The organism is Geosporobacter subterraneus DSM 17957 (genome assembly GCF_900142145.1).
Classification (GTDB): Bacteria; Bacillota; Clostridia; order Peptostreptococcales; family Thermotaleaceae; genus Geosporobacter; species Geosporobacter subterraneus.
This window is the reverse complement of record NZ_FQZV01000087.1, coordinates 1-6,817: the sequence shown is the minus strand read 5'-3', so window position 1 is coordinate 6,817 and position 6,817 is coordinate 1. Positions and strand designations below refer to the sequence as shown.

Genomic DNA, 6,817 nt, shown 5'->3' with positions numbered 1-6,817 from the left:
GGTGACTTCATTTTAACAAAGTTGAAACTCTTTTTCTATTGTATTGGTTTCACTTTTTAAGTGAAACCAATAATAATGCAAAACTACTGTAACTATGCGGCACGAAGCAATGCTGGATAAATTATGATGAATAATTCAGGTTTAATGTTATTTGGTACAATAATTTTTTTTAGCTAGGAAATCTGTAGTAAGATTTCCTAGAGTAGACAAAAGTCTAAAACAGATAGGCAGGCTACTGATTCTAAGTAATATATATCCAATAATGATATTAATAATCATTATCAATAAAATTATTTTTGGGAATTGCACCCAAGGTAAATATTCCAGTCTTCTATACAGGTATAATTCATCCAAAATATGGATATGCTATTGAACAGAATCGGTGTATATGGGGGGTACTAAAGTGAGTCAAATAACACAATACTCGGGAAACAATAAGGAGCAGGAAAACAAATTTTTAAGTGCAGTGAATAACTTTTATGCGAAGGTAATCAACGGAGCAGATCTACGCTCAGAAAATGAAAAAATGATTGATAATATTCGTATGGCCCATGAAGAGTGGAAGAATGCAGAAGCTTATTTTCAAAATGTGACGGACGATGATCTGGTAGACTACGCAATCTATCGGGTGCAGGCAGCAAAGACACGATATGTTTATCTCATGAAGCTGGCAAGAGAAATGGGCATTCGGGACGGATTTCAATAATGTGAAGGGACCGGCTTTTAAAGGGACAGGCAAGAGAATAGAAACACCTCTTCGCCTGTCCTTTTTAACTGAAAAAGATGACATATTCTTCGTACAAACTATATATAATGTAACAATAAAGTTTAAGGGAAAGTCGATTATGCATACCAGGGGTGAAACGGATGGGAATTGGAATGGAGATCAATATTATATTAGCCTATGCCTTCGGGTTAATACTGCTATACATTGTGGGATATGTTTTGCTGGTGCCGATCAAAATTGTAATTAAATTGGTGTATAATGGGATTATTGGCGGGATCGCTCTGCTGATTCTGAATTTTATCGGCGGTTTTTTCCAGATAGGCATTGCAATCAATCCAATCACCGCTTTGGTGGCAGGATTTTTAGGTGTACCGGGAATCCTGTTGATGTTAGGTCTAAGATATCTATTATAATAGAAGAAATATTTCTAATAAAAGAAAATATGTTTCATTACTGGAGTATACCTTCGTTTCATTTAGACAAAACGAAGGTATATTTTTGTGTTGCTCATGAAAATTCGAGAGAAAATAAGAACTCTTTGTGGAGGAAATATCCATGTTGACACGTGCAAAAGCATCTGTTATACTAGGCTTTGAAAGCTGTAACAATATATTATAACCACATTTAGTGAAAGCTATACATACTGTTACAGTAAATTTCTCAACTGTAATAATACAGACACACAAACATACCGCTGTAATAGTACAGTTGTATACCAAAAGTTGTCAGTAAATTGACAATAAAGAAAATTGCCTGATCAGGCATAGTTTTGAAAGCGGGTGAACTCTGGCTTTCAAAACAGAGGCTTGGATTATATTGAAGGAATATGAAGGGAGGAAAAACAATGGCAATGCAAATGACAGAAATTCGCTGGCATGGCCGTGGGGGTCAAGGTGCCAAGACAGCTTCTTTATTGCTGGCAGAGGCTGCTTTTATGACAGGTAAATATATTCAAGGATTTCCGGAGTATGGTCCGGAGCGAATGGGTGCACCGATCACCGCTTACAACAGAATTAGTGACGAGAAAATCAGAATCCACAGTAATATCTATGAGCCTGACTTCGTAGTGGTAGTAGACGAGTCCCTTATCAAGGACGTAGATGTATGTGCAGGTTTGAAAAAAGAGGGCGCAATCATTGTCAACACAGACAAGGATCCTGAGCAGCTAAGAGCAAAATTGGGCGGATATGAAGGAAAAATCTATACGATTGACGCTAGAAAAGTATCCATGGAGACATTGGGAAAATATTTTCCTAACACCCCAATGCTTGCTGCAGTAGTAAAAGTAACAGGTGTTATGACTGAAGAAAAATTCTTAGAGTCAATGGTAGAATCCTTCCAACACAAATTTGCATCAAAGCCTCAGGTAATAGAAGGAAACATGAATGCATTAAAAGTAGCTTTACAGGAGGTGAAAGGCTAATGGCAACTAAGAAAACAACACCTTCTCATTTAGAAGAAATCTTATGGAAAGATGCAGCTCCTGGTGGTGTAATCTATGAAACGGGAAATGCTCAAAAATATAAGACAGGTGCATGGAGATCCATGAAGCCAATCTGGAATGAGGAAAAGTGTAAGCATTGTATGCTTTGCTTCCCTGTATGCCCAGATTCATCTATTTTAGTAAAAGATCAAAAAATGACTGGTATAGACTATGATCACTGCAAAGGCTGTGGTGTCTGTGTTGAGGTCTGTCCATTCAAAGTATTTGATTACGTTGTAGAAGAGTAAGAGGGGGGAAAAAGAATGGCAATTCGAGAAAGATTAAGTGGAAACGAAGCCGTAGCAACGGCTATGAAGCAAATAAATCCTGATGTAGTTGCTGCTTTCCCAATTACACCATCCACTGAGGTGCCTCAGTACTTCTCAACATATGTTGCGAACGGAGAAGTGGATACGGAGTTTGTAGCAGTTGAAAGTGAGCACAGTGCCATGAGTGCCTGTATCGGCGCTGCTGCAGCGGGTGCTAGAGTTATGACAGCAACATCGGCAAACGGTATGGGATTAATGTGGGAGATGCTGTACATCGCATCTGCTGATAAACTTCCAATCGTTATGCCTTTGATCAATAGAGCAATGTCTGGTCCATTAAATATCCATAATGATCACAGTGACGCTATGGGGGCTAGAGATTCCGGATGGATTCAATTGTTCTCAGAAGACAACCAAGAAGCTTACGATAATACAATCATGGCTGTAAGAATCGGAGAGCATAAAGACGTTAGACTGCCTGTAATGGTATGTTTAGATGGATTTATCATCAGCCACTCTGTTGAAAATATAGAACTTTTAGAGACAGAAAAAGTTAGAAACTTCGTAGGAGAGCCTATGGCACCTTTCTATCTATTGGATAGCGAAAACCCTGTAGCTATGGGACCACTGGACTTGCCAGCTCACTATTTCGAGCACAAGAGAGAACAAGCGCAGTCTATGTTCAATGCAAAGACTGTAATTAAAGAGGTATTTGAAGAATTTGAAAAGCTTTCCGGAAGAAAGTACAGCTATTTTGAAGAGTATAAATTAGATGATGCAGAAATGGCTATCGTTGTATTAGGTTCTACTGCAGGTACTGCAAAAACAGTTGTGGATGACCTAAGAGCACAAGGATTAAAGGTTGGCTTATTAAAGCTTCGTGTATTCAGACCATTCCCGGCAGCAGAGTTAGCAGAAGCCCTTAAGCATCTTAAGGCCGTTGCAGTAATGGATAAGGCAGAATCCTTCTCTGCAGCAGGCGGTCCGATCTTCATGGATGTACGTTCTGCTTTATACGATTTAGAAGTAAGGCCGAAGATTACAAGCTATATATACGGTCTAGGCGGAAGAGACGTAAGAACAACAGATATTGAAAAAGTATACAACGAGCTTAAGGAAGTTGCTGCGACAGGTGTTGTTACTTCACCTTACAACTACCTTGGCGTAAAAGAGTAGGAGGTGCAGACATGGCTGTAAATTTGAAGGAATTAACAGAAAGACCTGAACGTTTGACAGGTGGACATAGATTATGTGCTGGCTGTGGAGCTTCTGTAGTAGCTCGTGCTGTGATGCGTGCACTTAAACCGGAAGATAAAGCGGTTGTAGGTGTAGCAACAGGATGTCTTGAAGTATCTACTTGTATTTACCCATATACTGCTTGGAAGGACTCTTTCATCCACAGTGCATTCGAAAATGTAGGTGCTACAGTGAGTGGTGCGGAAGCGGCTTACAAGGCAATGAAGAGGAGAGGAAGAGTAAAAGATACACATAAATTTATCGCCTTCGGTGGAGACGGCGGTACTTATGACATCGGATTACAATCCTTATCTGGAGCTATGGAAAGAGGCCATGATATGGTGTATGTATGCTACGATAACGGCGCATACATGAACACAGGTATTCAAAGATCCTCTGCAACCCCAAAATACGCAGACACGACTACATCCCCTGCTGGCGATGTAATTCCTGGTAAACCACAGTATCGTAAGGACTTGGCTACGATTTTAGCAGCTCATCACATTCCATATGTAGCACAGACAGCTCCTTTTGGTAATTTTAATGATCTTCACACAAAAGCAGAAAAAGCTATCTACACAGAAGGTCCTGCTTTCTTAAATGTATTGGCTCCATGCCCAAGAGGCTGGAGATATGATACGCCTAAGCTGATGGAAATCACAAAATTAGCGATGGATACTTGCTTCTGGCCGATCTTTGAAGTAGAAAACGGCAAATGGAAGTTAAACTATAAACCAAAGACGAAGCTGCCAATCGAAGAATATTTAAAACTACAAGGTAGATTCAGCCACTTATTCGAAGAAGGAAACAGACATTTAATTGAAGATATGCAAAAAGAAGTTGACCGTCACTGGGAGATTATCCTAGAAAGATGCGGAGAGAAGTAATATCGTAAACCGGTACCGAAAGGTGCCGGTTTTTATTGTCCTATTGGCAAGAAATACCCAAAAGACACAAAAACAAAAAATTCAGAAAAATACCTATAAAATATTTGAAAAATTAGGAATTATCTGTTTAAATAATAGTAAGGGCATAAATGCTTACTAATCCAAAGGGGGAAAAGTGAACATGAGCAGACCATTATTAAAATCAGAAGTTAGAGCAGGTACTGGGAAAGGCCATCTTAAAGTGATTAGAAACGAAGGATATGTTCCGGGAACTGTCTACGGACATAATAAAGAAAGTAAAAATGTATGCTTCCCAAGGAAAGAATTAGAGCGTCTGTTAACTAAATATGGTGTTGGTGCCAGCGTAGAACTGGAAGTAGAAAATGTAGTATGTCATGCAATCATCAAGGATATCCACCGTCATGTAATTAAGCAGCATGTACTACATATCGATTTGCAGGAGCTGGATGCAGGTGAAAAGGTAAAGGTAAGAATTCCTCTGCACCTAATGAATAAGGCTGCGGTAGAATCAAGTATCGCTGTTGTACAACAGCAAATCACGGAGCTGGAGATCCAAACCTATCCCAAGTATCTTCCTCAGGTAATAGAGGTAGATGCATCTGCACTAAAGTTTGGAGAGCCAATGAGGGTTAAAGATTTAGCCGTGTATGCAGATGCCAACATTGAAGTGTTGCATGATTCCGAGGAAATCGTTGCTTTGATCGCTTCCCCTTCTAAGGAAGAGGTTGTTGAAGAGATTTCAGAGGAAGAAAAATTGAGAAAGCTATATTAACAAATAATATCCTGTAATGGCGGGCTTCCATGCTCGCCATCGATTTTTTTGAAAATATACTACTCAAAAGGTTCCTCCTGCTCCTAGTCCAGCTGCAATTCATGAATCAAAGTATATAAAGAATTGAGTTTGGAAATAATGTCAAATAGATTGAAGCCTAGGAGGAGAGAGTATGTTAAAGTCAGCACTTAGTGCCAGTATAAGAAATGAAGTTGGTTCCAGCGCCTGCCATAGAATCAGAAGCCATGGACATATACCTGGAGTTATTTATGGACATGATGTACATAACAGAACCATAGAATTGAATAAAAGAGAAATGGATACAATTTTGAGGAATCACGGAACAAATGTACTGTTAGATTTAGAGATAGGCCAGGATCATGCAACCGTAATGATCAAAGATATTCAACGGCATCCAGTAACCAATGAGATTATTCACGTTGATTTTCAAGAAATCTCTTATAATGCAGCGATCAATGCTACAGTGCCAATTGTATTAAGAGGAAAGGATAGAGTGGAGTCCAAAGAGGGAATTGTTCAGCAGCAGCTTAGAGAGCTGCATATTAGCTGCCTGCCGCAGCACATGCCTGATCGTATCGAACTGGATGTATCCATCTTGACGCCGGGGCATCCTTTGAGGGTGGCCGATGTTGAATTTGCAGGGGAACTAAGTATCCTAAATGATCCGGGAGAAATTATCGCTTCCTTAGCAAGAACGGAAAAGGTGATTGACGATCTTGGTGAAGGGGAGTCAGGGGACTTGCTAGACCGTTTAATGAAAACACAATAAGGGGTGTCAGCCGTTAACCATAAGCTGTTAACGGCTTTTTTAAACTGTATACTACTTTGAAACCATGAGGTATCAACCGTCACTCCGTGAAACCATTGGAGAAAATAGGCCGCAATATTGTTCTAAGGATCTACCGGGATCAATGACAGCATCCGTGCCCCGTGATCCCTAAAGGGACCTCCTGTCCCTTTCACGATCCTTCTTCAATATTGCACCTCTATTTTCTTAACCAATGATTCCAAAGTCGTTCTCTTTTAATACACCCATGGTTTCTTGTCAGACAGCCTGTTTTCGTAGGGACAGGTCTCTGTGCCTGTCCGTTAAAAAGGTTTCTGTAGGGGCAGACCCATAGGCGTCAACTTAACCCATCATTTGTCATCCTGAGCGGAGTAAAACGGAGTCGAAGGATCTTTAAGCTAGATGATATATTCTGATACTCAAAAGTAATCTTGCTTATGTTTTATAAGATTCTTCGCTAACGCTCAGAATGACATGCTTCTAAGGTTTATTTGGAAATAATTGGATTACGTTGACGCCTATGTGGGCAGACCGCTGTGTCTGCCCACATAATTGCATAACCCTATTTGAAGAATAAATCATCAAGGGGTGACAGGATAGAACTGGGTGGATAT

At 39.9% G+C, this 6,817-nt stretch carries 8 protein-coding genes; all 8 read left to right on the top strand.

Going from position 1 to position 6,817, the window contains the following annotated elements:
* Positions 1-403: 403 nt before the first annotated feature.
* Complete coding sequence (locus BUB56_RS18695; protein ID WP_190014756.1) at positions 404-706, top strand: YaaL family protein; 303 nt, start codon at positions 404-406, stop codon at positions 704-706.
* Between the two features lie 161 nt (positions 707-867).
* On the top strand, positions 868-1,140 hold the full coding sequence (locus BUB56_RS18690; RefSeq protein WP_110942763.1) for a pro-sigmaK processing inhibitor BofA family protein: 273 nt from the start codon (positions 868-870) through the stop codon (positions 1,138-1,140).
* Between the two features lie 431 nt (positions 1,141-1,571).
* A complete protein-coding gene (locus BUB56_RS18685) occupies positions 1,572-2,150 on the top strand; it encodes a 2-oxoacid:acceptor oxidoreductase family protein (RefSeq protein ID WP_110942762.1) in 579 nt (192 codons plus the stop codon).
* The gene (locus tag BUB56_RS18680) at positions 2,150-2,458 is read left to right on the top strand and encodes a 4Fe-4S binding protein (protein ID WP_110942761.1); all 309 of its coding nucleotides are present in this window, start codon (positions 2,150-2,152) and stop codon (positions 2,456-2,458) included. The genes BUB56_RS18685 and BUB56_RS18680 overlap by 1 nt, the downstream gene beginning before the upstream one ends.
* Before the next feature lie 15 nt (positions 2,459-2,473).
* Positions 2,474-3,655, top strand: a complete 1,182-nt coding sequence (locus BUB56_RS18675) for a pyruvate ferredoxin oxidoreductase (protein ID WP_110942760.1) — start codon at positions 2,474-2,476, stop codon at positions 3,653-3,655.
* 11 nt (positions 3,656-3,666) lie between these two features.
* Positions 3,667-4,602 (top strand): thiamine pyrophosphate-dependent enzyme, encoded by a 936-nt coding sequence (locus BUB56_RS18670; RefSeq protein WP_110942759.1) that lies wholly within the window; start codon positions 3,667-3,669, stop codon positions 4,600-4,602.
* Positions 4,603-4,783: 181 nt separating this feature from the next.
* Positions 4,784-5,395, top strand: a complete 612-nt coding sequence (locus tag BUB56_RS18665) for a 50S ribosomal protein L25 (RefSeq protein WP_110942758.1) — start codon at positions 4,784-4,786, stop codon at positions 5,393-5,395.
* A gap of 172 nt (positions 5,396-5,567) precedes the next feature.
* Positions 5,568-6,185, top strand: a complete 618-nt coding sequence (locus BUB56_RS18660) for a 50S ribosomal protein L25 (protein ID WP_110942757.1) — start codon at positions 5,568-5,570, stop codon at positions 6,183-6,185.
* The last annotated feature ends 632 nt before the right edge of the window (positions 6,186-6,817 follow it).

What these genes read in the sequence shown, in the direction of transcription:
- BUB56_RS18690 (WP_110942763.1), top strand. Translation starts at nt 868, where the DNA reads ATGGGAATTGGAATGGAGATCAATATTATATTAGCCTATGCCTTCGGG.
- BUB56_RS18685 (WP_110942762.1), top strand. Translation starts at nt 1,572, where the DNA reads ATGGCAATGCAAATGACAGAAATTCGCTGGCATGGCCGTGGGGGTCAA.
- BUB56_RS18680 (WP_110942761.1), top strand. Translation starts at nt 2,150, where the DNA reads ATGGCAACTAAGAAAACAACACCTTCTCATTTAGAAGAAATCTTATGG.
- BUB56_RS18675 (WP_110942760.1), top strand. Translation starts at nt 2,474, where the DNA reads ATGGCAATTCGAGAAAGATTAAGTGGAAACGAAGCCGTAGCAACGGCT.
- BUB56_RS18670 (WP_110942759.1), top strand. Translation starts at nt 3,667, where the DNA reads ATGGCTGTAAATTTGAAGGAATTAACAGAAAGACCTGAACGTTTGACA.
- BUB56_RS18665 (WP_110942758.1), top strand. Translation starts at nt 4,784, where the DNA reads ATGAGCAGACCATTATTAAAATCAGAAGTTAGAGCAGGTACTGGGAAA.
- BUB56_RS18660 (WP_110942757.1), top strand. Translation starts at nt 5,568, where the DNA reads ATGTTAAAGTCAGCACTTAGTGCCAGTATAAGAAATGAAGTTGGTTCC.